The sequence below is a fragment of the Lactivibrio alcoholicus genome (assembly GCF_055390895.1).
In genome coordinates this window covers 2,284,416-2,309,862 of the sequence record NZ_AP042471.1, presented here as the reverse complement: position 1 = coordinate 2,309,862, position 25,447 = coordinate 2,284,416, and the positions used below count along the sequence as shown (strand labels likewise).

At 62.5% G+C, this 25,447-nt stretch carries 24 protein-coding genes; 12 read left to right on the top strand and 12 right to left on the bottom strand.

Annotation, left to right across the window (positions count from 1 at the left end):
- Positions 1-477: 477 nt before the first annotated feature.
- A complete protein-coding gene (locus ACZ5IU_RS10580; RefSeq protein ID WP_464417063.1) occupies positions 478-2,184 on the top strand; it encodes a PEP/pyruvate-binding domain-containing protein in 1,707 nt (568 codons plus the stop codon).
- A gap of 90 nt (positions 2,185-2,274) precedes the next feature.
- Here the strand turns inward: ACZ5IU_RS10580 and ACZ5IU_RS10575 are convergent, their stop codons facing one another.
- Both ACZ5IU_RS10575 and ACZ5IU_RS10570 read right to left on the bottom strand, forming a co-directional pair.
- Positions 2,275-3,522, bottom strand: coding sequence for a Glu/Leu/Phe/Val family dehydrogenase (locus ACZ5IU_RS10575; RefSeq protein WP_464417061.1), 1,248 nt, complete (start codon positions 3,520-3,522; stop codon positions 2,275-2,277).
- 259 nt (positions 3,523-3,781) lie between these two features.
- Positions 3,782-5,470, bottom strand: a complete 1,689-nt coding sequence (locus ACZ5IU_RS10570) for a hypothetical protein (RefSeq protein ID WP_464417059.1) — start codon at positions 5,468-5,470, stop codon at positions 3,782-3,784.
- 126 nt (positions 5,471-5,596) lie between these two features.
- Here ACZ5IU_RS10570 and ACZ5IU_RS10565 point away from each other — a divergent pair, with 126 nt between their 5' ends.
- The 9 genes from ACZ5IU_RS10565 to ACZ5IU_RS10525 are packed head-to-tail and all read left to right on the top strand — an operon-like array spanning position 5,597 to position 14,194.
- Positions 5,597-6,232 carry a V-type ATP synthase subunit D gene (locus ACZ5IU_RS10565; protein ID WP_464417057.1) on the top strand — a complete coding sequence of 212 codons (636 nt, stop codon included), beginning with the start codon at positions 5,597-5,599 and terminating at the stop codon, positions 6,230-6,232.
- Positions 6,229-6,570 (top strand): ATPase, encoded by a 342-nt coding sequence (locus tag ACZ5IU_RS10560; protein ID WP_464417055.1) that lies wholly within the window; start codon positions 6,229-6,231, stop codon positions 6,568-6,570. Before ACZ5IU_RS10565 ends, ACZ5IU_RS10560 begins: the two co-directional genes overlap by 4 nt.
- Positions 6,567-7,661, top strand: coding sequence for a V-type ATPase subunit (locus ACZ5IU_RS10555; RefSeq protein ID WP_464417053.1), 1,095 nt, complete (start codon positions 6,567-6,569; stop codon positions 7,659-7,661). Before ACZ5IU_RS10560 ends, ACZ5IU_RS10555 begins: the two co-directional genes overlap by 4 nt.
- On the top strand, positions 7,658-9,637 hold the full coding sequence (locus ACZ5IU_RS10550) for a V-type ATP synthase subunit I (RefSeq protein WP_464417051.1): 1,980 nt from the start codon (positions 7,658-7,660) through the stop codon (positions 9,635-9,637). The genes ACZ5IU_RS10555 and ACZ5IU_RS10550 overlap by 4 nt, the downstream gene beginning before the upstream one ends.
- Positions 9,634-10,050: an ATP synthase subunit C gene (locus ACZ5IU_RS10545; RefSeq protein ID WP_464417049.1), complete on the top strand. Its 417-nt coding sequence runs from the start codon at positions 9,634-9,636 to the stop codon at positions 10,048-10,050. Before ACZ5IU_RS10550 ends, ACZ5IU_RS10545 begins: the two co-directional genes overlap by 4 nt.
- A gap of 3 nt (positions 10,051-10,053) precedes the next feature.
- Positions 10,054-10,365, top strand: coding sequence for a V-type ATP synthase subunit F (locus tag ACZ5IU_RS10540; RefSeq protein ID WP_464417047.1), 312 nt, complete (start codon positions 10,054-10,056; stop codon positions 10,363-10,365).
- On the top strand, positions 10,362-11,009 hold the full coding sequence (locus ACZ5IU_RS10535; protein WP_464417045.1) for a V-type ATP synthase subunit E family protein: 648 nt from the start codon (positions 10,362-10,364) through the stop codon (positions 11,007-11,009). Before ACZ5IU_RS10540 ends, ACZ5IU_RS10535 begins: the two co-directional genes overlap by 4 nt.
- Positions 11,010-11,027: 18 nt before the next feature.
- Positions 11,028-12,803 carry a V-type ATP synthase subunit A gene (locus tag ACZ5IU_RS10530; protein ID WP_464421895.1) on the top strand — a complete coding sequence of 592 codons (1,776 nt, stop codon included), beginning with the start codon at positions 11,028-11,030 and terminating at the stop codon, positions 12,801-12,803.
- A gap of 5 nt (positions 12,804-12,808) precedes the next feature.
- Positions 12,809-14,194: a V-type ATP synthase subunit B gene (locus tag ACZ5IU_RS10525; protein ID WP_464417043.1), complete on the top strand. Its 1,386-nt coding sequence runs from the start codon at positions 12,809-12,811 to the stop codon at positions 14,192-14,194.
- An 11-nt stretch (positions 14,195-14,205) separates the two neighbouring features.
- Here the strand turns inward: ACZ5IU_RS10525 and ACZ5IU_RS10520 are convergent, their stop codons facing one another.
- The gene (locus tag ACZ5IU_RS10520) at positions 14,206-14,892 is read right to left on the bottom strand and encodes a DUF4230 domain-containing protein (protein WP_464417042.1); all 687 of its coding nucleotides are present in this window, start codon (positions 14,890-14,892) and stop codon (positions 14,206-14,208) included.
- A 204-nt stretch (positions 14,893-15,096) separates the two neighbouring features.
- On the opposite strand from ACZ5IU_RS10520, the gene ACZ5IU_RS10515 reads away from it, so the two are divergent.
- Positions 15,097-16,260 carry an MFS transporter gene (locus ACZ5IU_RS10515; RefSeq protein WP_464417040.1) on the top strand — a complete coding sequence of 388 codons (1,164 nt, stop codon included), beginning with the start codon at positions 15,097-15,099 and terminating at the stop codon, positions 16,258-16,260.
- Here ACZ5IU_RS10515 and ACZ5IU_RS10510 read toward each other — a convergent pair.
- From ACZ5IU_RS10510 to ACZ5IU_RS10475, 8 genes are all read right to left on the bottom strand, one after another.
- Positions 16,181-17,761 carry an alpha,alpha-trehalose-phosphate synthase (UDP-forming) gene (locus tag ACZ5IU_RS10510; protein WP_464417038.1) on the bottom strand — a complete coding sequence of 527 codons (1,581 nt, stop codon included), beginning with the start codon at positions 17,759-17,761 and terminating at the stop codon, positions 16,181-16,183. The genes ACZ5IU_RS10515 and ACZ5IU_RS10510 overlap by 80 nt on opposite strands.
- The gene (gene otsB, locus ACZ5IU_RS10505; RefSeq protein WP_464417036.1) at positions 17,758-18,546 is read right to left on the bottom strand and encodes a trehalose-phosphatase; all 789 of its coding nucleotides are present in this window, start codon (positions 18,544-18,546) and stop codon (positions 17,758-17,760) included. Before otsB ends, ACZ5IU_RS10510 begins: the two co-directional genes overlap by 4 nt.
- Entirely contained in the window at positions 18,543-19,784 is a 1,242-nt protein-coding gene (locus tag ACZ5IU_RS10500) for a glycosyltransferase (RefSeq protein WP_464417034.1), read from the bottom strand. Before ACZ5IU_RS10500 ends, otsB begins: the two co-directional genes overlap by 4 nt.
- A complete protein-coding gene (locus tag ACZ5IU_RS10495; RefSeq protein ID WP_464417032.1) occupies positions 19,781-20,470 on the bottom strand; it encodes a DUF5752 family protein in 690 nt (229 codons plus the stop codon). Before ACZ5IU_RS10495 ends, ACZ5IU_RS10500 begins: the two co-directional genes overlap by 4 nt.
- A 201-nt stretch (positions 20,471-20,671) precedes the next feature.
- Positions 20,672-20,833, bottom strand: a complete 162-nt coding sequence (locus tag ACZ5IU_RS10490) for a hypothetical protein (protein ID WP_464417030.1) — start codon at positions 20,831-20,833, stop codon at positions 20,672-20,674.
- 36 nt (positions 20,834-20,869) lie between these two features.
- A complete protein-coding gene (locus ACZ5IU_RS10485) occupies positions 20,870-21,886 on the bottom strand; it encodes a dihydroorotate dehydrogenase-like protein (RefSeq protein ID WP_464417028.1) in 1,017 nt (338 codons plus the stop codon).
- Positions 21,879-22,148, bottom strand: coding sequence for a hypothetical protein (locus ACZ5IU_RS10480; protein ID WP_464417026.1), 270 nt, complete (start codon positions 22,146-22,148; stop codon positions 21,879-21,881). The genes ACZ5IU_RS10485 and ACZ5IU_RS10480 overlap by 8 nt, the downstream gene beginning before the upstream one ends.
- Positions 22,149-22,152: 4 nt before the next feature.
- Positions 22,153-22,605 (bottom strand): hypothetical protein, encoded by a 453-nt coding sequence (locus tag ACZ5IU_RS10475; RefSeq protein ID WP_464417024.1) that lies wholly within the window; start codon positions 22,603-22,605, stop codon positions 22,153-22,155.
- Positions 22,606-22,686: 81 nt separating this feature from the next.
- On the opposite strand from ACZ5IU_RS10475, the gene ACZ5IU_RS10470 reads away from it, so the two are divergent.
- Positions 22,687-24,366, top strand: a complete 1,680-nt coding sequence (locus ACZ5IU_RS10470) for a DEAD/DEAH box helicase (protein WP_464417022.1) — start codon at positions 22,687-22,689, stop codon at positions 24,364-24,366.
- Here ACZ5IU_RS10470 and ACZ5IU_RS10465 read toward each other — a convergent pair.
- Positions 24,274-25,434 (bottom strand): HD-GYP domain-containing protein, encoded by a 1,161-nt coding sequence (locus ACZ5IU_RS10465; RefSeq protein WP_464417020.1) that lies wholly within the window; start codon positions 25,432-25,434, stop codon positions 24,274-24,276. The genes ACZ5IU_RS10470 and ACZ5IU_RS10465 overlap by 93 nt on opposite strands.
- Positions 25,435-25,447: the final 13 nt, after the last annotated feature.

Genomic DNA, 25,447 nt, shown 5'->3' with positions numbered 1-25,447 from the left:
CTGCGCGATCATCAGTATCGGGGCGCGCGCGTACGGCGCCCGCCAACGCCCGGCGACAGGCGCGGCTTCGGGAGCGAGAGACGACGCGGCCGGTATGACGCGTACCGTGCGGCTACAGGGAAATCGACGTACGACAGAAAGGGGGAACGGATCGACCGTTCAGCGACAGGAGGCGATACAGAATCGGGAAGGACGATATCCGGTCGGTGCGGGCGTCCGTCGGTCAGCCGACAGCGTTGTCTGCGATGAATGCATCCCGTGCATTGCCGATTCACACCGTCACCGGAATACCCGGACCATGGGCGCGCACACCTCCTTGTCATCGATCGTTCGGACTGTTGTTTCGTCCGGTTCGGAATTATATCATACACGTGTCCCCGGCAAAAACACGGGGGAACAATAATGCGGCAGGCCCTTCGATCCCGGTTCGTCTCCCTCCGCGCCGGCCGGAACGAACGATGATCGGGAGGGAGTATCATGCCGGAGTCGGAAAACCGCGAGTTCTTCTTCCGTTTCGACGCAACGCCGTTCTATGCCGAAAAAAGGTGGCTTCTCGGGTGCGGTCCGGTCGGCGGCAAGGCCAGAGGGCTCGCGTTCGCCCACCGGGCTCTTTCGGAAAACGCATTGTCGGCATCGGTTCGTTTCCCTCCCGTAACGCTGGCGGTCGGAGCCGACGTATTCCTCGGTTTTCTGGCCGACAACGCGATGGACTGGGTGTACGACGAGCCCGACTGGACACGGATCGCCATCGCTTTTTCGAAGGGACGTTTCCGCGAAAGCCTCACGGCCGACATCGGACGCGGGCTCGCGAAGCTCGGCGATGCGCCCGTGGCCATCCGTTCGAGTTCGGTCCTCGAGGACTCGATCCGGCTGTCTTTCGCGGGAAAGTACGACACGTGCTTTTCGGCCAATACCGGAACTCCCGTCCGCCGGATGCGGGAGATCGGGGACTCTCTGCGGACGGTCTGGGCCTCCCTGTTCAAGCCCGCCCCCCGCGCCTACAGGGCGAAGCACGGCTGTCGCGACCGGGACGAGGCGATGGCTGTCCTGATCCAGCCGATCATGGGGACGCTCCGCGACGACCTTTACTATCCGGAGCTCGCGGGAGCGGCGTTTTCCCGCGTCTACCGGCGTCCGACCCCGCGCGTCCGGAAGGAGGACGGAGTTGTTCGCCTGTGCTTCGGTCTCGGAACCCGGACCGTCGAGCGGTCGAACGCGCGGGTCTTCTACCTCACGAACCCCGATCTGCGCCCCGAGGGCAATCAGCCCCGGGACATCGCGCGCGCCGCGCAGACCGAGTTCGACTATATCGACCGGACCTTCGGGAGCTTCATGACCGGATCCCTCGGACAGTATCTCCCGTTTATCCTCTCACGACACAAATCCGTCCATTCGTTCGTCGAGGTCTTCGCCGACAATCTGCTCTACTGGGCCGGATATACCCAGACGGCGACGTCGCGTCCGGTCTTTTCGTTTTCGTCGTTTCCCGGCAAGCATCCGCACTTTTTCCGGCTCGTGCGCAACCTCCTGGCGTACCTCGAGAGCGCCATGGGAATGCCCGTCGACATCGAGTTCACCTACGACACGGAGGATCGTATCCTGCACCTGATTCAACTCAGGCCTCTCGCCGCGTATTCCGAAACGGCCCGCGTCGTCGCGCCGGACATTCCGCAGGACCGGGTGCTTCTGCGGGGCGACAGAATGGTGAGCACGGGGATGATCGAGCGGACCAAGTGGCTCGTCTACGTGGATCCGGATCTGTACGGAACCGATGGACGCAATCACGAGATCGCCCGCGAGATCGGCCGGATCAACCGGCAGCTCGAAGGCAGCCGCTACGTTCTTGTCGGTCCGGGACGATGGGGCAGCACGAACCCTGATCTCGGCGTCCCTGTCCAGTACGACGAACTGTGCAACGCGGGGTGCATCGTCGAAATCGGCATTCGCGAGCGCGATTTCACGCCCGAGCTTTCCTACGGAACGCACTTCTTCCTCGACATGGACGTCGACGAAATCCTCTACCTGCCCGTCTTCGCCGGGGAACCCCGCAACGAATACGCGAAAGAATGGTTCGACGGGAAACCATACACGAAGGGAAACCACCCCGCAGTCCGTATCTACAGGGGAATGTTCGCCGCATACATGGATGGAGAGAGCGAGACCGGCAGCGTCTTTCTGCGCTGAAAGGACAACGGGAGAAAATGGGAGGGGAGAGGAAGACGTTCCTCTCCCCTCCTGGCGTTTACAGCCTGTATTCAGACTGCCGTGCGCCGATCAGGGCCAGATTCCCCGGAAGCGCATGGCCAGGACAATTCTGCTTATGGCCCGGACGTATGCCGCCTGTCGCATGCGGATATTGTGCTGTTTTCTGATCTCCCAGATCTCGCGGAAAGCCATCGAAAGCCGCTCGTCGAGCTTTTCGTGAACGGTCTTCTCGGTCCAGTAGTCTCCCGATCGCCCCTGGATCCACTCGAAACAGCTCACCGTCACGCCCCCGGAATTCGCGAGGACGTCGGGGATCACGAGCGCCCCGTTGTCGGTGAGTATCTGTTCCGCCGCAGGCGTCGTGGGACCATTCGCAAGCTCGAGAACGATCTTCGTCTTTATCCTGCTCGCGTTCGTTTCGGTCAACACGCCCTCAAGCGCTGCCGGAATGAGGATATCGACGGGCAGTTCGAGGATGTCGTCCGTCGTGACGCGATCGCCCTCCGGATAGTCCGCGACCGTTCCGCTGTTCTTTTTGTGCGCGACGAGGGGCGCGTATTCGAGCCCCTTCGGGTTATAGACGCCTCCCTTGCTGTCAGCGGCTCCGACAATCGTTATCCCGATCTCCCCGAAGAGCTTGTGGGCGTTACCGCCGACATTTCCGAATCCCTGGATTGCCGCCGTGAGGGGTTTCCCCAGAAGTCTCAGCTCTCTGAGCGCCTCGCGGAGTACGTACATCCCGCCTCTCGAGGTCGCGTCGCCGCGCCCGAGCGATCCTCCGAGCGCGATGGGCTTGCCGGTGTAGCAGGAGGGCTCGCTCCTGCCGACGATCTTCTCGTAAGTGTCGATGAACCAGGACATGATCTGCGGATCGGTGTAGACGTCCGGGGCGGGGACGTCGACGTCGGTTCCCGTGAAACGGACGATCGCGAGAGCGTACGCCCGGCTCAGGCGCTCGAGCTCGTTCTTCGTGAGGTCGTGCGGCGAGACGCGCACGCCGCCCTTACCCCCTCCGTAGGGAAGCATCGCCGTGGCGCATTTGATCGACATCCATGCGGAGAGCGCCGTCACCTCCTCGCGCGAAACGTTCGGATGGTACCGGACCCCTCCCTTGTACGGCCCCAGCGCGTTGTTGTGATGCGATCTCCATGCCTTGACCATCTGGATCGTCCCGTCGTCCAGTTTCAGTGGAATGCTGACCTCCAGAACTTCCTTCGGTTCCTTGAGGATATCGATGTACTCCTGTTCCACACTCAGGTACGGAACCGCCTCGTCCACCTGTTTCAGGAACATCTCGAACGGGTTCATCTTCGCCATCTGTCGTCTCTCCTCCCGTTGTTTCCGTCCGGGCGATCGGCCCGGACGGATTCGACTCCGGAGCCTTCAATACTCATTCCGTCATCCTCCGACCGACCGCAGCTTCCTTTTGGATCACCTCTTTTTCCGCCCCCGCCCGAAGGGTCGGTCGCTTCCCCGGCGAAAATCACGACAGGCGCCATGCTCGCACATGAGCAGGCGCCTGTCGTTCGTCGTCCCGAGTGTGAAGTTCAGCGAGGTGCCTGCCCGTCAGGGCAGGTCAGTTCGACTTCTTCTCGTCCTTTTTGGGGTTCTTCTGGAGATCCTTCGGAGCTTCCTTCGCGTTTTCGAGGGCCTTGCGGCGCATCTCGACATCCGTCTTCCACGCCGAGGCCGCTTCCATCCAAGCCTTCTCGACATCTCCTCCGGGGACAACCATGCCGACAATCATCCGGACGGTATCGAGACCGGACGCCTCGAGCCGGAAGGAACGCATTCTCGCGACCGCGTCGCGGATCGTGAAGATTCCCTTCATCACGTCGTCGGTATCCGACCCCATGAACTGCCGCCAGTGTTCGCGATTCTTCACGACGTTGAGAAGCTCTTTGAGGAGCTCCTGGTTGTCGAGGAAGATCCACCCGTAGAGATCGTTCCGGGCGAGAAGCGTCGCGAGTTCCTGCGACGGCTTCGCCGGAGACGCGAGCTGCTTCGCGTCTAGGACGCCGAGAAGCAGCGTCGGGCCTTTGACCGCGAAGGTCAGCGTTCCCATCATGTCGAGTGCGGTCACGGAGTCCCATCCCTCGACTTTCGGCTGTTCCATAGGCGCGCCGAGACCGGAAACCACACCGGTCAGGGCGTCGTAGACCTTCTTCGCCGCGTCGCCCTGTCCGTTCAGGACCACGTAGGCTCCGGGGCCGGCCGTTCCGGCGTAGTTCGCCGTGCCGCCGATCACGGCGGTCACGGTTCCCGTCAGCAGATTCCTGAGGTCGTCCTCTTCGAGCCCGAACTGCCTGATGCCTTCGGTGATCTCCTTGTAGGCGTCCGCCCCCTCCTCGCCGCCATACTGGAGCAGCGAGCGGCGGAACTGGTCGAACACGAGCGGAGTGTGCATCACGGAGACGACGCTTCCCCCGCCGATCAGCAACGGCTGGGTCTTTACGGGAGCGAACTTCGCGAGATCCTCGGCGCTGAACATCGCCTTCGCGAGGTTCGTCGATATTCCGGCCGACCAGTCGTCGCCCTTCATGCCGAAGGCCGCCTCGAAATGAACGACGTCCCTCAGAAGCACGGGGACACCGCCGGCGAGGAGCCCCATCTGGAGCAGGCCGTTGTCGTTGAACAGGAAGAAGTTCGGTTCCCTGAAGGCACGCGGCACGTTGATCCGTTTCGCGGGATCCGCAAGCGCGTCCATGCACGCAAGCACTTCGTCGGCCGTGAATCCCATGAGCAGGAGGTTTTCCTTCGCGCCGACATAGAACCCTATGGGACCGAAGGAGAGTCCCTGAACCCGATAGACGGAAACGTTCTCTCTCGGAGAAAACGGCCCTTCGAGCTGGATGCCGAAAGCTCCGAAGGTGCCCTTGTCATCCGACGTAAGAGTTCCCGTCACCATCCTGCCAAGCATGGGCTGGAAGGATTCCTTCACGGTCGCCGCGATGTGGGCATGAAGGACTCCCTTGCCGATGCCTCCGCCGGCCGCCACGGAAACGAAGGGGAGCTGATCGATGATCGCCCTCGCCTCTTCGAGTCCGAGTTCCTCGGACGCGTCACCGGAGAGCGCGCTCCATGAGAGGACCGTTTTCGCCAGTTCCGGGACGTTTTCGACGTGTCCCACGAGATACTGGGACTCCGCCGTCCATGGGAGCAGCGCGTCCGCCGGTTTGAGCGGCGTTCCCGCCGCAAAGGCAGCGGCAGGAAGGATACATAGTGCGAGAAGGACGATCTGGAGACCTCGGATATTCCGCCTCATTCGTACCCACCTCCTTGAGATTGACGGTGCATCACGATCATGTAGAAGTATTGTATCTTTTCGCGCGCGTTACGCAACCGGAAAGTGCGCGCGGGGGTATAATGCGACGTATCGGGGGGGAAACGCATGCGGAAAACGCCACCTACGAGAGGGGCCTTCGTCCGGGCAGGAAGCGCGCTCACCCTCGCGCTTCGCGGCCACGACATCCTCGAACGGAAGCGACAGGTCCTTATGATGGAACTGTCCCGACGTATTCACGAGGCCGGGGAAATCCAGCGGACTACCCGCCGTCTCTTCGAAAAGGCGTACGCGAGCCTCCAGACGGCCGGACTTTCGCTCGGCATCGACACCGTCGAGGACATCGCGCACTCCGTTCCCGAGACATCGGATTTCACGATCCGGCTCCATGCCGTGATGGGAGCCGAGATTCCGGACGTGGACCCCGTTTCCTCCACCCCTTTCCCATGCTACTCCTGGTACGGGACCTCGGCTTCGCTCGATATGGCGTTTTTCAGGGCGAGGGAAGTCTGTTCCCTTATCGCGCGTCTTGCCGAGGTCGAAACGAGCGTCTACCGCCTCGCGGTCCATATCCGCAAGACGTGGCGGCGGGTCAATGCGCTCGAAAAGGTCGTCATACCCGGGCTGAAGGCGGATATGGCCAGGATCGCCGGATCGCTGGAAGAAGCGGAACGAGAGGATTTCGTGCGGATGAAGACTGCGCAGAAACTCCTCCGGCGAAAGGAGGCAAAGAGGAAAAGATGAATCTGCGGGAGGTATTGTCTACGCTGATCGCGACGGAAGATCAGGCGAAATCGATCGTCGAGGAGGCCAAAAGAACCGCAGCCGTGAAACGACAGGAAGCGCGGCAACGTTTCGCCTCGGATCGCGAGGCGCGTATAGCGGAAGCGCGGGAACAGGCACGGACGATCATCGAGAACGCACGGACCGCAGGAGAGGCGGAAGCGACGCAGATCCTGCAGCTTGGCGCGCGGGATCGCTCCCGTGCGGAAGACAGGTTCCGCGAACGTGCGGATTCCGTCGTTTCCGCTCTCGCGCTCGAGATCGCCGTTTCCCTGGTATCGAAGAGCTCGGCGCAATGAGCATTTCAAGCTTCGGGATCCGCGCCGCCATTTCCGTCAAGGCACGAACCCTTTCGGGAACCCTGATGACCAACGAACTCTTTCGGACCCTGCTCGCGTGCGCGACGGTCGGAGAGATCGCCGTCTGTCTGTCCGGCGTCTCCGGATACGGAGACGTCTTCGGGGACGCCCATCCCGAGACGCTTCACAGATCGGATCTTGAGGCGCGCCTCTATCTCGTCCCGTTCGCCAGAATGCTTCCGTTTCTTCACTACGCGGACCCCGTTCGCAGGAGAATCCTCCTGTCGTGGAAGGCCCGTTTCGACGGAGACGTGATCAAGCGCGTCCTCCGCTTCGTCCAGGCGCAGGGAGGAGAACGGGAAATACTCGGCCGCATGGTCGCGAAAGTTCCTCTCACGTCGGTCGACGGAGAACGTCTTCTCTCCGCCGAATCGATCGAAGACGTTCTCGCGGCGCTCTCCGGTTCTCCCTTCCACGAGGTCCTGAAAGAACCCCTCCGGCGGATGCGACGCCAGGGAGAGACGCTCTTTTCCGCAGAAATGGCGATCGACACGTCCGTCATCGACGCTCTCACCGCTTCCTTCGCTCCGCTGGGAGGCGAAGAGAAGCGGCAGCTTCTGCTTCTTCTCGGAACCAGGGCGGACCTCCTGAACATGTACTGGATTTATCGCGCGAAGCGCTTTTTCGGTCTCTCTCCCGAGGAAATCATCGGACGGCTGCTCCGCCTGAGGTACAGGGCGCCGTTCAGACTCCTTTCGGCGCTCGCCCGGGCGGAATCGCCCGACTCATTCCGTTCGTTGATCGAGTCGTCGCATTACGCGTCCGTTTTTTCCACCATTCCGGCGAAGCGCAACGAGATCGAGGAGATGGCCCTGGAAGCTTCCATGTATCGCCTGATCCGAAACACCGCCTGCAGGGTCCGCGACAGCGGGACCCCAGGCATCCATGTCGTTCTCGCGTGGCTCGTGCTGCTCGAAATCGAAATCCTCGACATCATCACAATTATCGAGGATGTCCGATATCGGCTCGACCGCGCTTCCGCGCGCCGATTCCTGTCGCGCGACATCGAGGCGGAGGTGAATCCCGCATGAGCATCGTGCGAATGTCCGGCGTCACTCTCGTCGGCCCCAGACAATCCGTCGAGAGCGTGGCGCTCCGTCTCCTCGCGACCGGACGATTCCAGCCCGTCCCGCTCGATCTGCTCATGACGGACCGGACGACGCTTTCGCGCGTTCGGCCCGGGCGCGACAACCCGTACGAGGAGATTCTCGGTCAGTTGCGTTCCGTGTGGGACACGGCGGGGGAACCCCTTCCCCAACCCGACTTCGGCAAGGTTACCGGACTCCTTCCGCTCGACGATGCTCGTTCGGGAATCCGAGCGACGGCCGAGCGGCTGACCCTTTGGGAAAAGCGCCGCCAACAGCTCGTCGAAGAGATGGAAGAACTTCAGGCCGCGTCTCTTTTCGTCGAATCCCTGTCGGATACGGGTTCCGTCGTCGGCGGGGCACTTGCCGCAACGACGTTCGACGTCTTCTTCGGCCGCGTCACGGAAGACAACTTCGCCCGACTGAGGGAATCCGCTCCCCTGTTGCCCGTCGTTCTCGTTCCCGTTCTCAGGCGGGAGCGCAGGGCCTGGTTTTTCGTCTTCTCCCCCGCATCAATGCGCGATCAGGTCACCCATATGCTCGATTCGGTCTACATGACGCGGTACGATCTCGCCGACCTTCTCGTTCACACGGAAGAAGGGCGGCTCGAGACGCTCCGGCACCGCATCGAAAACCACAAACGCGCGATCGGGGGACTCACCAGAGCCGCGAAGGAGTTTCTCGGGCGACACAGAAAGGAACTCGACCTGTTCTATAACCGCGTTTACTGTATGCAGCGGGTCTACGAACTCTGCGGACGCCGGGGAGAACTCGGGGACATGTTCGTCGTCTCGGGCTGGCTCCCGGAGGACGCGCTGCCGATGCTCCGCGAATACCTGAAGGAAAAGGCGCCGGACGTCATTCTGCTCAGCGAGGACGGACAGGCGGCGGACCGCTCCGGACGGACGATCCCCACTCTTCTGAGGAATCTGCCGTTCGTCCGGTGGTTTCAGGACATCGTGGCGCTCTACAGCCTTCCTTCGTATCGCGAAACCGATCCGTCGCTGCTCGTTGCGCTGAGTTTCTGTTTTTTCTTCGGATTCATGTTCGGCGACGCTGGACACGGCCCGATGCTCATAGGAGCGGCCGCACTGCTGAAACGGCGGGGAATGATGAAGCCGACGTTCGCGCATATCCTCGCGTTGTCCGGAGTCTCCTCCTTCGTTTTCGGCCTGCTTTACGGCAGCGTCTTCGGATCCGAGAACCTGCTCCGTCCGCTCTGGATCTCTCCCATGAAAGACGCGAACGCGCTCATCGTCGCCGCCATGGCCGTTGGAATCATTTCCCTGAGTGTGGGGATTCTCGTCAATATCCGCATCCGATACAAGCGCCGGGAGTTCGGAGAAATGCTCTTCGACGGACATGGACTCGCCGGACTCCTGCTCTACTGGACCATGGCGCTTCCCGTGTGGGCGATCCTCGCCGGCCACCCCTTCCCCGTTTCCGGAACCGTCGTCGGCGGAGCCATCGCCGCACTCTTTCTCGTCGTTCTCTTCGGCAACGTGCTCTCGGATTTTCTCGTTCGGCGCGAAGCGCGGAAAAAGCATCGGGAAAGCCCGGTCGTCCATACGTTTTCGACGCTGCACCACCTTCTTTCCTTCGTCAGCAACACGGCATCGTTCATGCGTCTCGCCGCCTTCGCCCTGAATCACGCCGGGCTTTCGATGGCGGTTTTCATGCTCGCGGACATGGTCCAGCACCTTCCGGGAGGCATCATCGCCCGCCTCCTCATCCTGATCGCGGGGCACATTCTCATCGTTTCGCTGGAAGGTCTGATCGTCTTCATCCAGACGCTCCGCCTGGAATACTACGAGTTCTTCGGCAAGTTCTTCTCCGGCGGAGGACGTCCGTTTATCCCGGTCACATGGTCGTCCCCGGCTTCAGGAAAGACTGTCGGAACGAAAGGAGTTGGTCGCTCGTGAATGCGCTCTTCACGCTTCCCTGTGTCTGTATCGCCGTGATTTCCATCGGATTCCGGCTTCGGAGACATGCCGTGAAACGTCCCCACGCGGTTCTCGCGATCGCATCCGCCGTGCTCTTCCTTACGCTTCTGCTCACGGCGTGCGTTCCGTGGTTCGTCTCGTCCGCATCCGCGGCGGGCGAGACCGTCGCCGCGGATGGCTCTTCGGGCATGGGATTCATCGCGGCCGGGATCTCCACCGGCCTCGCCTGCATCGCAGCCGGGATCGCGGTCGGAATGGTCGGCGCAGCCGCCCTCGGTCTCGTGGGCGAGAAACCGGAAATGCTGGGAACGACACTCATCTATCTCGGCCTCGCGGAAGGGATCGCAATCTACGGCATCATCGTCTCCCTGCTCATCCTCGGCAAGGTGTAGGCGATGCGCGCATTCCTGGTCAGCGACAACCACGATACGCTCGTCCTGCTCCGACTGGCAGGCATCACCGGAGTCATCGCACAGGGGATGGACGGTACCCGTTCCGCGGTGCAGCAGGCGCTCTCGATGCGCGACCTCGGAATCCTCGTCATGACGGAAAAAGCCGTTGCGGCCGTGCCCGATCTCGCGAGAGAGCTCAGAGAGAGCGGCAAGCTTCCGCTTCTCGTGGAAATCCCCGACCGGCACGGCAGCGTCCGAGGCAACGACGCGCTGACCCGCTACATTTCGAACGCGATCGGAGTGAAGGTCGGATGACGGAGCAGGAACGCGTCCCGGCACCCGAATTCCAGGACATGTCGGAAGAACGTCTTTCCGCCCTGAAGAACCTCCTTCTCACTCAGGCCGCGGAAGAGCGTAACAGAATCCTGGAAACGGAGACGCGGGAAACCGAAGCATGGCTGCGTGAAGAGGAGTCCCGCCTCGTTTCGATGATCGATTCGATCGCGGACGATGCGAGGAAACGCGCCGCTGAAATCCGTCAGAGGCAGGTCAGTACGGCCGAACGGGAGCGGGAGCACGATATGCTCCGGCTCAGGAACAGGCTTCTGGCTCAGACCCTCGAACAGATGCAGCAGGCGTGTTCCGAGTTCAGAAACAGGCCGGACTATGGGGATATCCTCTTTGGACTCGGGAAGAGCGCGCTCGACAGTCTGCCGGGAAGCGACGCGATCCGGTTGCGTCTGGCCGCGACGGATGCCGCCCTCGGCCCGGAGCTCGCGGCGCGTCTCTCCGATCCCGGGAGGGGCGTGACGATCTCCTTCGATCCGGATCCCGCACCGATCACGGGAGGGCTGTGGCTCGTCGCGGAGAACGGGAAACGCCAGTCCCTCGCCGACTGGAGCGTCGTCGTCCAGGAACACGCGGAACTCGTCGCGAAACGGCTCATGGCCATCCTCTAGCGAGGTCTCCCGATGACGATGCCTGAATGCCGCGTTACCAGCGTCAACGGTCCCGTCGTCAGAATTCTGGGCGCACGGGACAGGGCGATGCGGGAGCTCGTTCGCGTCGGATCGCTCGGCCTGCTCGGCGAAATCGTCCGGCTCGAGGGAGACGAAGCGCTCGTCCAGATGTACGAAGACACCCAGGGGCTCCGAGTGGGGGAATCCGTCGAGGGAACGGGACGTCCGCTTTCCGTGACTCTCGGCCCCGGACTCGTCGGAAGCATTATCGACGGCATAGGCAGACCGCTTTCGGCACTGCTGAAGGAAGAAGGAGACTTCATCTCCCGCGGCGTCTCCGTGCCGCAGCTCGACCTTTCCCGATCGTGGGAGATCCGCTCCGTCGTTTCCGCGGGCGATGTGGTCACGCAGGGGATCGTCCTCGCGACGGTCCGCGAATCCCCGTTGCTCGACCACAGAATCCTCGTCCCGTCCGGCGTGTCCGGCGAGGTCGAATATATCGCCCCGTCCGGCTTCGCGAAGGGATCGGACGTCATCGCGCGAATCAGGGATCCGATGGGAAAGAACCACGAGATCGGCATGGCGGCCCCCTGGCCGGTGCGCACGCCTCGCCCCTACGGCGAACGGCTTCTTCCCGACGAACCCCTCGTCACAGGGCAACGCGTGATCGACGGACTCTTTCCGATCGCGAAGGGAGGGGTCGCGGCGATTCCCGGCGGATTCGGGACCGGGAAGACCGTCACGCAGCATCAGCTCGCGAAATGGAGCGACGCGACTGTCGTCGTCTACATCGGGTGCGGCGAGCGGGGCAACGAAATGACCCAGGTTCTCGAGGAATTCCCCGCGCTCGAGGATCCCCGAACGGGAAGAGCGCTCATGGAGCGAACGATCCTCATAGCGAACACGTCGAACATGCCCGTGGCCGCGAGAGAGGCCTCCATCTATACGGGCATCACGATCGCGGAGTACTATCGCGATATGGGGTACGACGTCGCCCTGATGGCGGATTCGACATCCAGATGGGCCGAGGCGCTCCGGGAGATTTCCGGACGTCTCGAGGAAATTCCGGCGGAAGAGGGGTTCCCCGCATACCTGCCGACGCGTCTCGCCGAGTTCTATGAGCGCGCCGGACATGTCGTGACGCTCGGCGGCGAACGCGGAAGCATATCGATCATCGGCGCCGTATCTCCTCCGGGCGGAGATTTCACCGAACCAGTCACGCGCCACACGAAACGTTTCATCCGGTGCTTCTGGGCGCTCGACAGGTCGCTCGCGAACGCGCGCCACTTCCCGGCCATCAGCTGGACCGATTCGTACAGCGAATACGCCGAAGAGGTCGAACCCTGGTTCGAAGCGCACGTCGACGCCTCGTGGGGAAGTCTCAGGGATGAAGCGCGCAGCATCCTCGCCGAGGACGAGAAGATCCAGCAGATCATCCGGCTGGTCGGAGAAGACGTGCTTCCCAACGATCAGCGTCTCGTCGACCTCACGGCGTCTCTGCTGCGAAACGGATATCTCCAGCAGGGAGCGTTCGGGGCGGATTCCTTCTGCCCGCCCGAAAAGGGATTCGCGATCCTGAATCTGATCCTCCGTTTCCACAGGGCGGCCGAGAAGCTCGTGGCCGCAGGATGTCCTCTGTCGCTGATACGAAACATGGACGAACTCGTGGAACTGATTCACGCGAGAGAGATTCCTCCGGAAGAGACCGAAAGGCTGGAGGATCTGGGGAAACGGATCGACGAATCCCTTTCGCGAATCGGGTCGGAGCGCATGGCGCCGGAAGGGAGGGCGTAAAACCCGTGGCACGCACCGAATACGTGGGAGTCGACGCGATAGACGGACCGTTCCTGATGCTCGGCGGCATTCAGGGTGTGGGATATGACGAGCTCGTGGAGATCGAGGCTCCGGGAGGATCCCGGAGGCAGGGTAAGGTCGTGCTCGTCGGCGAGAATGCGACTCTCGTCCAGGTATTCTCCGGCACGGAAGGGCTCGCGCCTTCGGATACGCGCCTTCGTTTCTCGGGAATACCGCTCGAGATATCGGTCGCTCCGTCGATGATAGGTCGGACGTTCGATGGTCTCGGCCGCCCTCTGGACGGGTGCGGCACCGTTCTCGGAGGGGAACTCAGGAACGTGAACGGAGCTCCCATCAATCCGATGGCGCGCCAGTATCCGAGGGATTTCATTTCGACGGGAATCTCCGTCGTCGACACTCTCATGACGCTCATCCGAGGGCAGAAGCTTCCCATATTTTCCGGCAACGGACTGCCCCACAACCGGCTCGCCGTCCAGATCGCAACGCAGTCGCGCCTTGTCGGAGCCGAAAACTTCGCCGTCGTCTTCGCCGGGATCGGCATCCGGCACGACGACGCGGCGTTCTTCACGACCCGGCTCCAGGAATCGGGGCAGGGAAACAACCTGGTCCTCTTTCTCAACACGGCCGACGACCCCGTCATCGAGCGCATCGCGACGCCGCGACTCGCCCTGACGGCGGCCGAATACCTCGCATTCGACCTCGGGATGCACGTCCTCGTCATCCTGACCGATATGACGAGTTACGCCGAGGCTCTCCGTGAGCTCAGCGTCGCCCGCGGCGAAGTTCCGAGCCGCAAGGGATACCCCGCGTACCTCTACAGCGATCTCGCCTCGATGTACGAACGCGCGGGCGTGATACGGGGACGTGCGGGAAGCGTGACGCAGCTTCCGATCCTGACGATGCCGAACGACGACATCACGCACCCGATCCCGGACCTGACGGGGTTCATCACTGAAGGACAGATCGTACTGTCGCGCGAACTCGACGCTCGCGGCATCTACCCGCCGGTCGATCCCCTCACGAGTCTCTCGCGTCTCATGAAAGACGGGATCGGGAAGGGGTTCACGCGCGACGACCACCCGGGAGTATCGAGCCAGCTCTTTGCGGCATACAGCCGGACGCAGGATGCCAGATCCCTCGCGGGGGTCGTCGGCGAGGATGAAATAGGGGACACGGACAAAAAGTACCTCGAATTCGGGAAGGCCTTCGAAGAGCATTTCATCGCGCAGGGATCGGACGAAAACCGCGAAATCGGGCAGTCGCTCGACATGGGATGGTACCTGATCTCAATGCTTCCTGCGGCCGAGCTGACCAGGGTCACCATGGAGGAGTTGCGCACGCACGTCGGAGGTCCGGAAGGGACGAAATGACCGCAGGGCGGTCAGGCCGCCCTGCTTCCGACGTCCTGTGAAACTGTCATCGTATTCCCTTCCGCGAACGAAATCTCCGCGACGCGGATCCCGAAGCCGCGGGCGAGCGATTCGAGAGTCGCCCGCGCGGACGCGAAAACTTCCGGCTGTATGTCGCGCACGAGCGCCATCGCGCGCGATTCGGCGTGCGAGCGCGCCGCCCTGACGAGGCGGTTCCGGTCGTCCTCCCGAAAGTCGTCCCCGAGAAATCCGTTCACGAGATCCGGCAGAAGCCACGGAAGCAGGCGGGATCTCTGCTCGTCGTAGAACCGGATGTCGCGGATCCGCGTCTCGCAGCGGCAGGGCGGCATTCTTATGTCGACGAGTTCGTCGTCGACGGGCTCGATGGCGAACCCCGGGTCCCGGAGGTCGTACCTGAAATCGATCTCGAATTCGAAAATCATCGCCATCTTGCGGGACGACAGGATCCAGGAGAGATACTTGCGCCCGAAGTCTCCCCACGAGTGATCCGTTTCCGTGACGATTTCGCGCGTGAATGCGCGGTAGACCGACAGATGTCCGATGGAACGGAGCTGTTCGATCCCTCCCTGAACGTCCACACGAGGGCTCCTCCTGCGTGAACGGAACAGGAACAGCGCGGCCGCCGACGTCGCGACGAGGGCCCAGAGCGCCAGAAGCATGTTCGTGAGCGAGGTCATCCCGTTTCACCTCTCGTCGTTCTTTTCCTGATACGCGTATAATCCGTCACCGTGAGCACTCCGTCAAGGGCAGGACTCCTGGGAAGAGGCATCGCGTCTCGCGGAACGAAACGCCGAATCACTCTTCTGGACAAGGTGTGGGACTGCTATAATGGCATACAATTCGCCGCCGGACAGCCCGTCCCGGAACCAGGAGTGATTCCCATGAATGTCCGAAATGCCCGCCCTCCAGTACAGATCGCGCTGCTCAGCCTGCTGCACTTTCTGAACGACGTCAATGTCGCCTTTCTGCCGACGTTCGTGCCAGAAATCGTCAGGAGGCTCGGCCTCTCGCTCGCGCAGGCCGGAGCGCTGAACTCGCTCGCGGGGCTCATCACGATGTTCGGCCAGCCACTTTTCGGCTACTGGTCCGATCGGACCGAACGGCCGTGGTGCATCCTCCTCGGTCCGCTGCTCGCGTGCATCGGCGCGACACTCTTCCCGATCTCGCCGAACTACGCCGCCGCACTGTTTCTCGCGGGTCTCTGGAGCACCGGAAGCGCGATCTTCCATCCGCAGGGGAGCGGCGGCGTGGGACACCTCTGCGGCGGGTGCAACCTCTCGACGTACATCGCGATCTTCGGACTCGGCGGTATGCTGGCCGCCTCCGTGAGCCCCCTGTACGCCGTGACGCTCGCCCGCGTTATCGGGGTCAGGTGGATGTGGGCGGTCGCGATCGTTCCGGTCGCCGCTGCGACGGCACTCGCGTTCGTTATGATCCCGAAACTCAGGGACCGCGACGGCGTCTTTGTCTCGACGGGGATCATCCGCAGTTTCGGGGACGTTTTCGGAAAGGTCTGGAAGGTCTGGCTCGTGTCGGTGTTCCGTTCGATCTCCGAGCAGGGAATCCGCTTTTTCCTGCCCGTCGTCGTCGCCGCGCGCGGGGGAACGCTCGAGATGATCGGAACGGTGCTTTTCGTCGTCGTGATTTCGTCCGCCGTGTCGCCGCTCGTATTCAGCCGTGTCGCGGAACGCCGCGGACGCAACAGGACGCTCGCGCCGCTGCTCGCGGTCTCTCCGGCGCTTCTCGTTCCTGCCGCGCTGACCGACGGGTGGGTTTCCGTCTTCCTTTACATGCTGGGATACGGGGCTCTGACGGCGACCGAGCCGATCACGAACGCGATGGCGCAGGAGGCCGCCCCGCACGCGCGCGCGATGGCGAGTTCAATCATTATGGGGTTTGCGTTCGGGCTCGGAGGCCTCTTCACGGCGCCGCTCGGCGCCGTCGCCGACGCGTTCGGCCTTCACGTCACGATGGTTCTGCTCGGACTGGCGCCGCTGTTCGCGATCCCGGCCGTCCTGAACTTCCGGCCGGCGGCGAAGGAGTGACGTCCGTCGCTTCTCCCTTGTAGAGAAATTGGGGATACGGGCGAAGCGACTCTCCGTCGAAGAACTCGCTCGCCTTTCTTCCCGAAGCCACCTGGATAAAGGTGTCCATCCACCAGTAGACATCCTTCTGCCGGATCGTGTTCCGCAGCAGCCGCATGCGCCTCCGCTGCTCCTTCCGCGGCATAGAGACCGCCTCGGCGATTGCGTCCGCAGTCCCGTCGATATCGTGCGGATTCACGAGCATCGCGCCCCTGTAGAGCTGCGCCGCCGCTCCCGCGAATTCGCTGAGGACAAGGACGCCCGCCCCGTCAGTCCGGGCCGCGCAGTACTCCTTGCACACGAGGTTCATCCCGTCCTTGAGCGGAGTGACCATCGCCACATCGGCGGCCCTGTAGTGGGCGACAAGTTCCTCCCGGTTCACGCCCCTGACCATGAGGACGACGGGAACCCATCCGGATGACGTGAACCGTCCGTTGATGTGCCCCGCGATCTGTTCGATTTCCCGCCGCAGGGGAAGGTACCCTTCGACTCCTTCCCGGCTCGGGACCGCTATCTGAAGGAACGTAACATTTCCGCACAGCTCGGGGTGCGTCCCCAGCGCTTTCTCGAACGCCTTCAGCCTGTGGGGGATTCCCTTCGTATAGTCAAGACGGTCGACGCCGAGAATGATTTTCCGGTTGCCGGCGGTCTCCCGAACGCTCTGCTCGGCGAGGTGCGCCGAAGCGCTCCGGGAGATATTCTCGAATTCACGCGCGTCGATCCCTATCGGAAACACCCCGAGACCGACCTGACGGTTCTCCCTCCGGATGCGGATCACGTTGCCCCGACCGGAAGGGTGCGAACATGGGGAAATGTCGTCCACGCAATCGAGGAAGTTCCTGCGGTCGCGAAATGTCTGGAACCCCAAGAGATCGTAGTGGAAGAGCGCCTCGAGGATCTCCCGCCTCCACGGAAGTTTCATGAAGATGTCGGGCGGCGGGAACGGAATGTGCAGGAAGAAGGCGCAGGTTCTCTTCGTCCCGTGCTCCCTGAGGAACCGGGCGACATCCATGAGATGATAGTCGTGCACCCACACGAAGTCCCGCTCCTCGGTGCAGGATTCCACGCAGTCGGCGAACATCCGGTTCGCATCGAGGTAGGCCTTGTGGTACGCGATCTCGAAGACGGTTCGTCCCTGGAGATCGTGGAACAGCGGCCAGATCGTCGCGTTGGAAAATCCGTCGTAGTATCCTGTCGCGACGTCCTCGGGCAGAAAGACCGGGACCAGGTCGAATCCCCAGTCCGCACTCCCCGCCTCGAGGGTCTGGAGGACCTCCGGCTCCGGGACGCCGTCCGAATGTCCCGGCCACCCGATCCACATCCCTCCCCGCGCCCGCAGCACGGGAGTCATTGCCGAAATGAGTCCTCCCGATCCCGGAATCGCGCGGAGTCCGTCCGAGTTCCGTTCGATGACGACCGGAAGCCTGTTCGAGACGACGACAAACCGCGCATGCTTCCTCATTCGGGGCCCCCTCCTTCCACCGACGCCGCCCATCGTCCGAGAAACAGGAGGAGTTCCTCCGGCGGAACGATCCGATGTCGGGCTGCCGTCGGTCTCGGTTCCTTCCGGACGAGAACCGCGAGTCCCCTTGCTCCGAGAGCGAGAAACGCGTCCTCGTCCGTGAAATCGTCTCCGAGATAGGCAACGGCGTCGTCTTTCCCCGTTCCGGAAAGGATTTCCGAGACGGCCAGGGCCTTGCCGACTCGCTGAGGGCGCAGTTCGATTCCTCCGTCGAACCGCTGCAACGAGATTTCCTCCCGTCTCTCACCGAGCAGGGAGCGCCACACGCGTTCGAGAACGTCGAGACGGCGTTCTCCCTCCGGAACGCCGCGCACGTGGGCCGCGAGCGAAAGTCGCTTGCGCTCGAGTCGCACCCCGGGGCTTTCTCTCTGCGCCATTTCAACGGCTTTGGCAAAGAGCGTCTCCTGTTCCGCCCCCGGCGGGAAGAGAAAAACAGAAGCGCCGTCGCGGAAACGTTCCCCGCCGTGTTCGCCCCACAGATCAATCCCCGGCGTGTCGAGAAGTCCGAAAATCTCCCGCGCGGGGCGCCCCGAAACGACCGCGACTCTCGTCCGGCTGCGGGAGATACGGATAAGCAGCTCCCGGACTCCGGGATACGGAACCGCACGCGATGGATCGTCGCAAAAGGGCGCGAGAGTTCCGTCGTAATCGAGAATCAGAACGGGGGATTCGCTCGCGGCCGCTTTCCTCCAGAACCCCTCGGGAATCGGAGGCGTCCCGATCACAGGAAGACCTCGAGGCTGTCGGTTTCTCCGGCGCCGAGAGCGACCATGACGCTGAGTTCGTTCCGGAGCTGTCGGGTGATCAGAAAGTGCTCCCGGACGAACGCATACGCCTTTTCTCCCATCGTCTTCGCTTCCCCGGGATGCCGGACCAGATAGCGCATCCAGAGCGCGGCGCCCTCCGGCGTCCGGACGCGGAAGCCCGTCACGTGATCGATGACCTGGATGCGGATGCCCCCCGTGTCTCCCCCGATTACGGGACGGTGCTTCCACATCCCCTCCGCGACCGTGAGCCCGAATCCTTCCTTCGTCGACTTCTGGATGACGACATCCGCGCCGCGCTGCAGCGCGTTGATCGTCCGGTGCGCATCCGACGGCAGCGTGAGGACATGGATATCCGGATCGTCCGCGGCCGCCTCGCGAACCTCCCGGAGCACTGCGGCCCCCTCCGGATCGTCCGCGGCGTCGCCCCCGGCCAACACGAGCTGCAGGTCCATCGAACGCCTGCAGAGCCGGTAGGCTTCTATGACTCCGACCGGATCCTTGAAGCGGTCGAAGCGCGATACCTGGAGCGTCACGGGGCGCTCGGGATCGATTCCGAAGGAAATGAGAACCCGTCGGATCTCGTCTTCCGGGAGTTCGACGTTCTTTTCGCTCAGGGGATCGATACTTGGAGGAACGATATATTCCGGATGCGGCAACGGCTGCGCGTATTCGGCCATCGAAAAGACGCTCGCATCGTACGGTTCGACCCATTCGCGAAGGAAGTCCCAGACACGCCGTTCCGGGCGTCCGGAGTCGATGTGGCACCGCCAGATCCATTTTCCGCGCCGTCCCGGACACATCCTGAGGAGCGCGGCTGGCTGAGGATCGTGGATGAACACGAAATCCGCCGCCTCGAGAACGCTTCTCAGCACTTCCGCGTTGGCTCCATTCGTTTCCGTGTATGTCTTCTTCATCGCGTCCGAGAGCGCCTGTCCCGCCCCCTGGATCGCGTTGTGCATCCGTTTCGTGACCGCGAAAAACTCATCCGCGCCCGAGATGACCTCCCATCGGACGTCGATTCCGAGTTCCTCCATGAGCGGGACGAACCGGTCGAGAATTTCCGCGACGCCTCCACCTGAACGCGTCGAATTCACATGGACGACGGAGGCCCCTGCAAGCTTGCGCCCGAGAAGACGAATCTGCGAGAGAACGGTCGGGTGGACGACGCGTTCGTACTCCTGAAGCATTCCGCTCATTCCGGAGACCTCCCTTCGGAGCCTGTTCCGTCGCCGCGGACGGCCGCGACGATTTCCTCGCGCAACTGGTCGAGCGCGAAGATGAAAGGGTCGATCCTCCCGAGCTTCCGACGCAGCGAATCCGTCCGACTGCCGAAACCGGCGAGCCAGGACGAGATATCGTCCTCCTTCGCGCGTGTCCGTCTCCTGGCGTCGATGATGTGATAAAACACGCTTCCCCGATCGAAGGAACTCACCGCTTCCGGAAGTTCCTCGACTCCCGAGAAGCGTTTGTCCGTCGGGAAGACGAGGATCTGCGCCCGCACGAAGAAAAACGGATGATCGCTCTTCGCCCATGTGAGCGAATCGTCTTCGTCCATGCGTTCGTCGATCCTTCCGAGGATTTCGCGCCGGACGCCTTCGAGCGATTCGTGCTCCTCCGGGTTCACGGCGCTCAGTCGTTCCGCGAGAGTGATGTCTCTCAGGGAACGGGCGATCCATTCGGCGAAATCGTTGAAGTATTCCGTTTCTCCGATCTGGGGACGGAGTCTTCGTCCCCAGAAATGATAGTGGAGGCACCCTTCCGGAACGATCGTAACGGCCTGGCGCAGTTCGCCGATCGTTCTCGCATGGATGCCCGTGCTGATGGTGACAAGTTCGCACGTGCGAACTTCGAATGGAGCGTCGCCGGAATTCCTCTCGGTCATTGCCGTATCACCTCCTGGAAATTGCGGTGGGAGCGAAGCGCGGTGAAAATCCTGAAACGGGAGAGTTGTCTGTAAATAGGATATGATACCAAGAATGTTTTTGTATTATAGCACAACTTGTTTTTCGTACCGGCGACAAAAAAAGACGGGCCCCTCCCCCTGAGGGGGGTGGATCCCGTCTTTTATTTGTTGCAGGGTCGTCTATTCGCCGGTCTCTTTGACTTTCAGGATTTCGTCGAGGTCCTCATCGTCAAGAAGGAGGTCCTGCTCCGTCGGAACGGGAGCCTCCCCCTTCAGCCGGAGGATGATCTCCTCGGCGCGCTGCAGATCTTCTTCCGTGAGCGGTTTCTTCTCCTGTTCCATCTCCTTCGCCTCCCCCGAGATGTCAGCTCCCGCGTCCTACAGGAGCGGATACTGTCCGACGCTCGCCCTCGCTCCCATCAGGATGCGGACGTACTGTGCCCGCTTCCAGGCGTGCGGGTCCGTGTTGTGGAGCGCGTCCCGCCGCCCCAGGGCATCGGCGACGGTCGCGTAGCCCGCCATATCCATCCATTGCTGGAGTTCCTTTTTCATCGCCCCGATCGCGGAGATCTTCTTTCTGTAGATCGCGCTCACGACCTGAACCGCCGTCGCTCCGGCGAGGATCATCTTCGCGATGTCGAATCCCGACGCGATCCCTGTGGACGCACAGATGTCCGCGCCGATCCGTCCGCTCGCGAGCGCCGTGAAACGCAGCGGGAGCCGGTTTTCCATGCCCGTGCTCAGGTCGAACGTGAAGACGCTTTCCTCCGTCGCCGCGTCGAGATCGGGCTGGAAGAAGCGGTTGAAGAAGACGACGCCGCGCGCGCCGGCCTTCGCCATTCTCGACGCGAGATTGAGCGGGTTCGCGGAGAACGCCGACATCTTGACCGCAACGGGAAGCGGCGCGACGGTCCGGCAGACGTCCTTCACGATCGCCACCTGGTCGTCCTCGATGGCGTTCCCCGCGACCGACGGATCGACGGGCGTCGAATAGAGGTTGAGTTCGAGGCCGTCGACTCCCGTCCCGGCGAGGCGCTCCGCCCAGTTCCGCCATATTTCGTGCGTGTCCGCATTCAGCGACGCGAACATCGGTATGGATACGGCTTTCCGCGCCCGCACGAGCCATTCGAGATGCTCTTCGGGACCGGCGTAGGCCATCCCCGGGGAAAACGAGATCTCCGGTTGTTCCCGGCTGTCGTAGTCCATCGCGAAGTCTTCGAGGAGGTCGTTCTGAAGCGTGATCTGTTCCTCGAAGAGCGACGCCGTGACGATGGCGCCCGCTCCGGCATCCTGGATCTTCCTGATGACGCCCATGTCCGCGGTAAGACGGCTCGCGCCCACGATCAGGGGGTTCGCGAGGGAGATTCCGAGCCAGCGTGTCGCAAGATCAGCCATTTTCGTTCCCTCCTTCGTTTTCGGTGTCGAGATGCACCCGGCTTTCCGGACAGCTGCGGCTCCTGTCGAGAAAATCCATGACGATTTCGAAGGGGAGATCCCGCTCCGCGACGATATCCGAAAGGCGGGTCCCCGACTGCGCAAAGAACTCACGCCGTCCCCCCGCCCGCATGTCGGACACCGGAGACGTGTCCAGCGTGAACAGCCGACTCCACCCCGGTCCGGGTTCTTCGTCCCCGACGACGATGCGCGTCTCCGCCATGAGGTCAGTCCTCCCCGAAAACCGTTTCGGGTTTGCCGAGCGCCGCGTAGAGACCGTCCGGGTCGTCCGTCCCGACGACAAGGCGCCGTCCGTTCGTAAAACGGAGCTCCAGCGCGGTGCGTCCGGAAGCGTTCCAGATCCATCCTCCGGGAATGAGCTTGATGCCGATCGAATGCCACGGAACCAGGACCCGCGTCACGGACGCTATCGAGTCGAGCGGGACCCTCTTCCGGAGGAGTCCGACTCCGAGACGCAGGAGAAGCGCGTCTTCCGTCACCCGGGTTTCCATCCTGAAGAACAGAATCGCCACGAACGCCATCATTCCGAGGGTCACGACGAAATTTCTCGTCGAGCCTCCTCCGGCGGCCAATTTGTAAATCCCGTAAAAAAGAAGCGTCATGACGAGACACATCACGAGCGTGATTCTCGCCGTCTGGCTGTGACGATAGCGATCCATGGCATCCTCCTGCTTTTCGATGATTCTATGCTATTCTAGCATGGAGCACACCAAAGGACTTCAACGGACGGAGCGGACTCGATGGATTTCTACGACTGGCAGCTGCGCGCCTTCGAACACATCAGGGGACGGAGCGCCGTGCTCTCTTCCCCGACAGGTACGGGCAAGACCCTCGTGGCCTACCTGTGGACGGGAATCATGCTCGGGGACGGACGAATCACAGTCCCGGACGAACGGGTCATATTCACGGCGCCGATCAAGGCGCTCTCGAACGAACGCTATCTCGACCTGCGGCGCATGGGGCTCGACGTCGGCATCGAGACGGGCGACTTCAAGCGGAACGAAGGCGCTCCGATCGTCTGCTGCACGCAGGAGATCTATACGCTCAAGTACTGCCGCCTTCCGGGGCAGCGGCTCGTCGTCGACGAATTCCACTACGTCTTCTCGGATCCCGACCGTGCCCGCGCGTACATCGACGGCCTGCGCGACACGCACCCCGATACGCCCGTCCTCGTGATGTCCGCGACGTTCGGCGGATCGGAGACGGTCGGTTCGTACCTCTCCGCCGTGTCGGAACGCCCCTTTACCGTATACGAGAACACCGAACGCGTGACCGAACTGATCTTTCGTCCGAAACCGCCAGCGACGGTCGAATCAGTCCGCGACGCGCTCGTTTTCGTCTTTTCGCAGAAGGGGGCGAGGGAGCTGGCGTACAGGATCGCACGCGCGCGACGCAGAATCCCGTCCGAGGGGCGGAAGCGCCTCTACGAACTCGCCGACATCCTCGACGTCCCGAAAGTTCAGATGCCGTTGCTCTGCGGCGTCGGCGTCTATCACGGAGGGATGCTGCCGAAGGAGAAGCTTCTGGTGGAAGCCGCCTTTCGGGAACGGATCCTCGACGTCGTCGTCGGGACGGATGCGCTCTCGCTCGGAGTGAATCTTCCGGCGGAGACGGCCGTGTTCGCCCAGCTCGTCCACTACCACGACAATGCGCCGATCTCGAAGATCGAGTTCCTGCAGATGGCGGGACGAGCGGGACGAAAGGGGCTCTTCGACACGGGGTACGTGACGTGGCTCGCGGACTCTCCGTTCGAGCACAAAGACTTCAGGACGGACCTCGTCTTCCGCGACCTTCTCGAAGCCGAGCCGGAGGGTGCGTGCGTGACGTTGCGCCCGGCGTTCGGGCGGCTGCTGCGGAAGCAGGTCACTCTCGAGGACGAGGCCGCCTATATCTGCGACTATTCGCTGCCGCGTCAGGATCCCGCGATCGTAGGGGGCATGCTCAGGGACGGCCTGAAGAAGATCGACCGCGCCCTCCGGAGGCTCGTTCCCGTCAAGGCGCGGGAACGGTTCCGGAAGATCCTCGCGAACATCTGGTACGAGGAAATGGACGTCGACGAAAACCTCGAGGTCGCGCTGCTCTTCTTCCGGGAGGACACGCCGAGCGCCATCGAGGCGGCGAAGCTCGTCGTCCCGTTCGAGCGCAATTACCTGCAGGCGCTCCTCAAGATCAAGCGTTTCGCCAACCGTCTCCCGAAGGGATGCCGATTCCGGGGGATGCGGGACCTGAACACCGCCGTCGATTCGATCGACCCGACGATCTTCGGCTTCGAGGAGCGGATCGGCGAGATCGAGCACACGCTGTCGCTCGCGGATACCGGACGATGGTCAGTAGTCTCCTCCCTTCCCGAGGTCGTCGAAGGCCTTGATGATATACCTGCCGTCTCCGGCGCCGAGGTCGACGAACCGGGCGTCTTCTGACGGCCGTCGCCCTTTGCCGTCCAGCTCGATGATCACCTTCGGGCGGACGAGGTCCTGGTCCATGGCTCCGGCGACGACGCCGATACTGTAGTCCGAAAGCTCGACGACCGTCCCCGGCGGGTAGAGTCCGAGCTGCCGGAGCAGCGCCCGGACTACCCTGCCGTCGAAGTGCGTTCCGGCGCTCCCGACGATCAGCGAGACCGCCATCCGGCTCCCCATCGCGTCCTTGTAGATCCGCTTCGTCGTCAGCGCGTCGAAGACGTCGACGACGGCCGCGATCCTCGCTTCGAGGGAGGCCGTCTCAGCGGCGGTCCCGTCGGGGTAGCCGCAGCCGTCCCATCGTTCGTGGTGACCGCGGACCACCGAGAGGATTTTCGGATCCGCGACGCCGGAGTTCCGCGCAATGGCTTCGCCGTATTCGGGGTGCCTGCGCATGATCGCGAACTCGTCCTCGGTGAGTCGTCCCGGTTTGTTCAGGATTCCGAGAGGGATCGAGGCCTTCCCGAGATCGTGGAGAAGTCCGCCGACGGCCATCGCTTCCGCGAGATCCGGTCGTTCCGGCACGAGATGGGACGCGACGTACGAGCCGAGGAGCGAGACGTTCAGGGAATGGACGAACGTATATTCGTCCCAGCTCCGGACACGTCCAAGACACAAAAGGATCTGCGGCGACTTCGCGACCTCGCGGGCGAGGGTCTGCCCCTCCCGGACGAGTCCCCACACCGCCTCGCGGCTGTCGGCGTCCGAAACGATCCTCTGATAGACTTCCTGGACCTGGTGCAGCGTGTGCCGTGCGAGATCGGGATCGAGGCGCTCGATGGACGGTTCGGCACGATCGAGCATCCCGGAGAACTCCTCGAAGGACACGTCTGTGTTCCTGACGATGGAAAGGTATCCGATGCCCCGTCGGCGAAGCTGATCTGGCAAATCCGGAATGCTCCTGAGCACCGCACCGATATCGCTGCCTCTCGGGACGAGGACGGCGCCGTCGGAGGAGAGCACGTCTTCGGCGGTGCGACCGGCGACGTCCTTCAGTTCGTCCAACGGAATTCTGTTCCGGATCTCCATGCGTTTCCCTCTG

Coding starts and splice junctions, on each gene's coding strand:
- ACZ5IU_RS10580 (WP_464417063.1), top strand. CDS start 478: ATGCCGGAGTCGGAAAACCGCGAGTTCTTCTTCCGTTTCGACGCAACG.
- ACZ5IU_RS10575 (WP_464417061.1), bottom strand. CDS start 3,522: ATGGCGAAGATGAACCCGTTCGAGATGTTCCTGAAACAGGTGGACGAG.
- ACZ5IU_RS10570 (WP_464417059.1), bottom strand. CDS start 5,470: ATGAGGCGGAATATCCGAGGTCTCCAGATCGTCCTTCTCGCACTATGT.
- ACZ5IU_RS10565 (WP_464417057.1), top strand. CDS start 5,597: ATGCGGAAAACGCCACCTACGAGAGGGGCCTTCGTCCGGGCAGGAAGC.
- ACZ5IU_RS10560 (WP_464417055.1), top strand. CDS start 6,229: ATGAATCTGCGGGAGGTATTGTCTACGCTGATCGCGACGGAAGATCAG.
- ACZ5IU_RS10555 (WP_464417053.1), top strand. CDS start 6,567: ATGAGCATTTCAAGCTTCGGGATCCGCGCCGCCATTTCCGTCAAGGCA.
- ACZ5IU_RS10550 (WP_464417051.1), top strand. CDS start 7,658: ATGAGCATCGTGCGAATGTCCGGCGTCACTCTCGTCGGCCCCAGACAA.
- ACZ5IU_RS10540 (WP_464417047.1), top strand. CDS start 10,054: ATGCGCGCATTCCTGGTCAGCGACAACCACGATACGCTCGTCCTGCTC.
- ACZ5IU_RS10535 (WP_464417045.1), top strand. CDS start 10,362: ATGACGGAGCAGGAACGCGTCCCGGCACCCGAATTCCAGGACATGTCG.
- ACZ5IU_RS10530 (WP_464421895.1), top strand. CDS start 11,028: ATGCCTGAATGCCGCGTTACCAGCGTCAACGGTCCCGTCGTCAGAATT.
- ACZ5IU_RS10520 (WP_464417042.1), bottom strand. CDS start 14,892: ATGACCTCGCTCACGAACATGCTTCTGGCGCTCTGGGCCCTCGTCGCG.
- ACZ5IU_RS10515 (WP_464417040.1), top strand. CDS start 15,097: ATGAATGTCCGAAATGCCCGCCCTCCAGTACAGATCGCGCTGCTCAGC.
- ACZ5IU_RS10510 (WP_464417038.1), bottom strand. CDS start 17,761: ATGAGGAAGCATGCGCGGTTTGTCGTCGTCTCGAACAGGCTTCCGGTC.
- ACZ5IU_RS10500 (WP_464417034.1), bottom strand. CDS start 19,784: ATGAGCGGAATGCTTCAGGAGTACGAACGCGTCGTCCACCCGACCGTT.
- ACZ5IU_RS10495 (WP_464417032.1), bottom strand. CDS start 20,470: ATGACCGAGAGGAATTCCGGCGACGCTCCATTCGAAGTTCGCACGTGC.
- ACZ5IU_RS10490 (WP_464417030.1), bottom strand. CDS start 20,833: ATGGAACAGGAGAAGAAACCGCTCACGGAAGAAGATCTGCAGCGCGCC.
- ACZ5IU_RS10485 (WP_464417028.1), bottom strand. CDS start 21,886: ATGGCTGATCTTGCGACACGCTGGCTCGGAATCTCCCTCGCGAACCCC.
- ACZ5IU_RS10480 (WP_464417026.1), bottom strand. CDS start 22,148: ATGGCGGAGACGCGCATCGTCGTCGGGGACGAAGAACCCGGACCGGGG.
- ACZ5IU_RS10475 (WP_464417024.1), bottom strand. CDS start 22,605: ATGGATCGCTATCGTCACAGCCAGACGGCGAGAATCACGCTCGTGATG.
- ACZ5IU_RS10470 (WP_464417022.1), top strand. CDS start 22,687: ATGGATTTCTACGACTGGCAGCTGCGCGCCTTCGAACACATCAGGGGA.
- ACZ5IU_RS10465 (WP_464417020.1), bottom strand. CDS start 25,434: ATGGAGATCCGGAACAGAATTCCGTTGGACGAACTGAAGGACGTCGCC.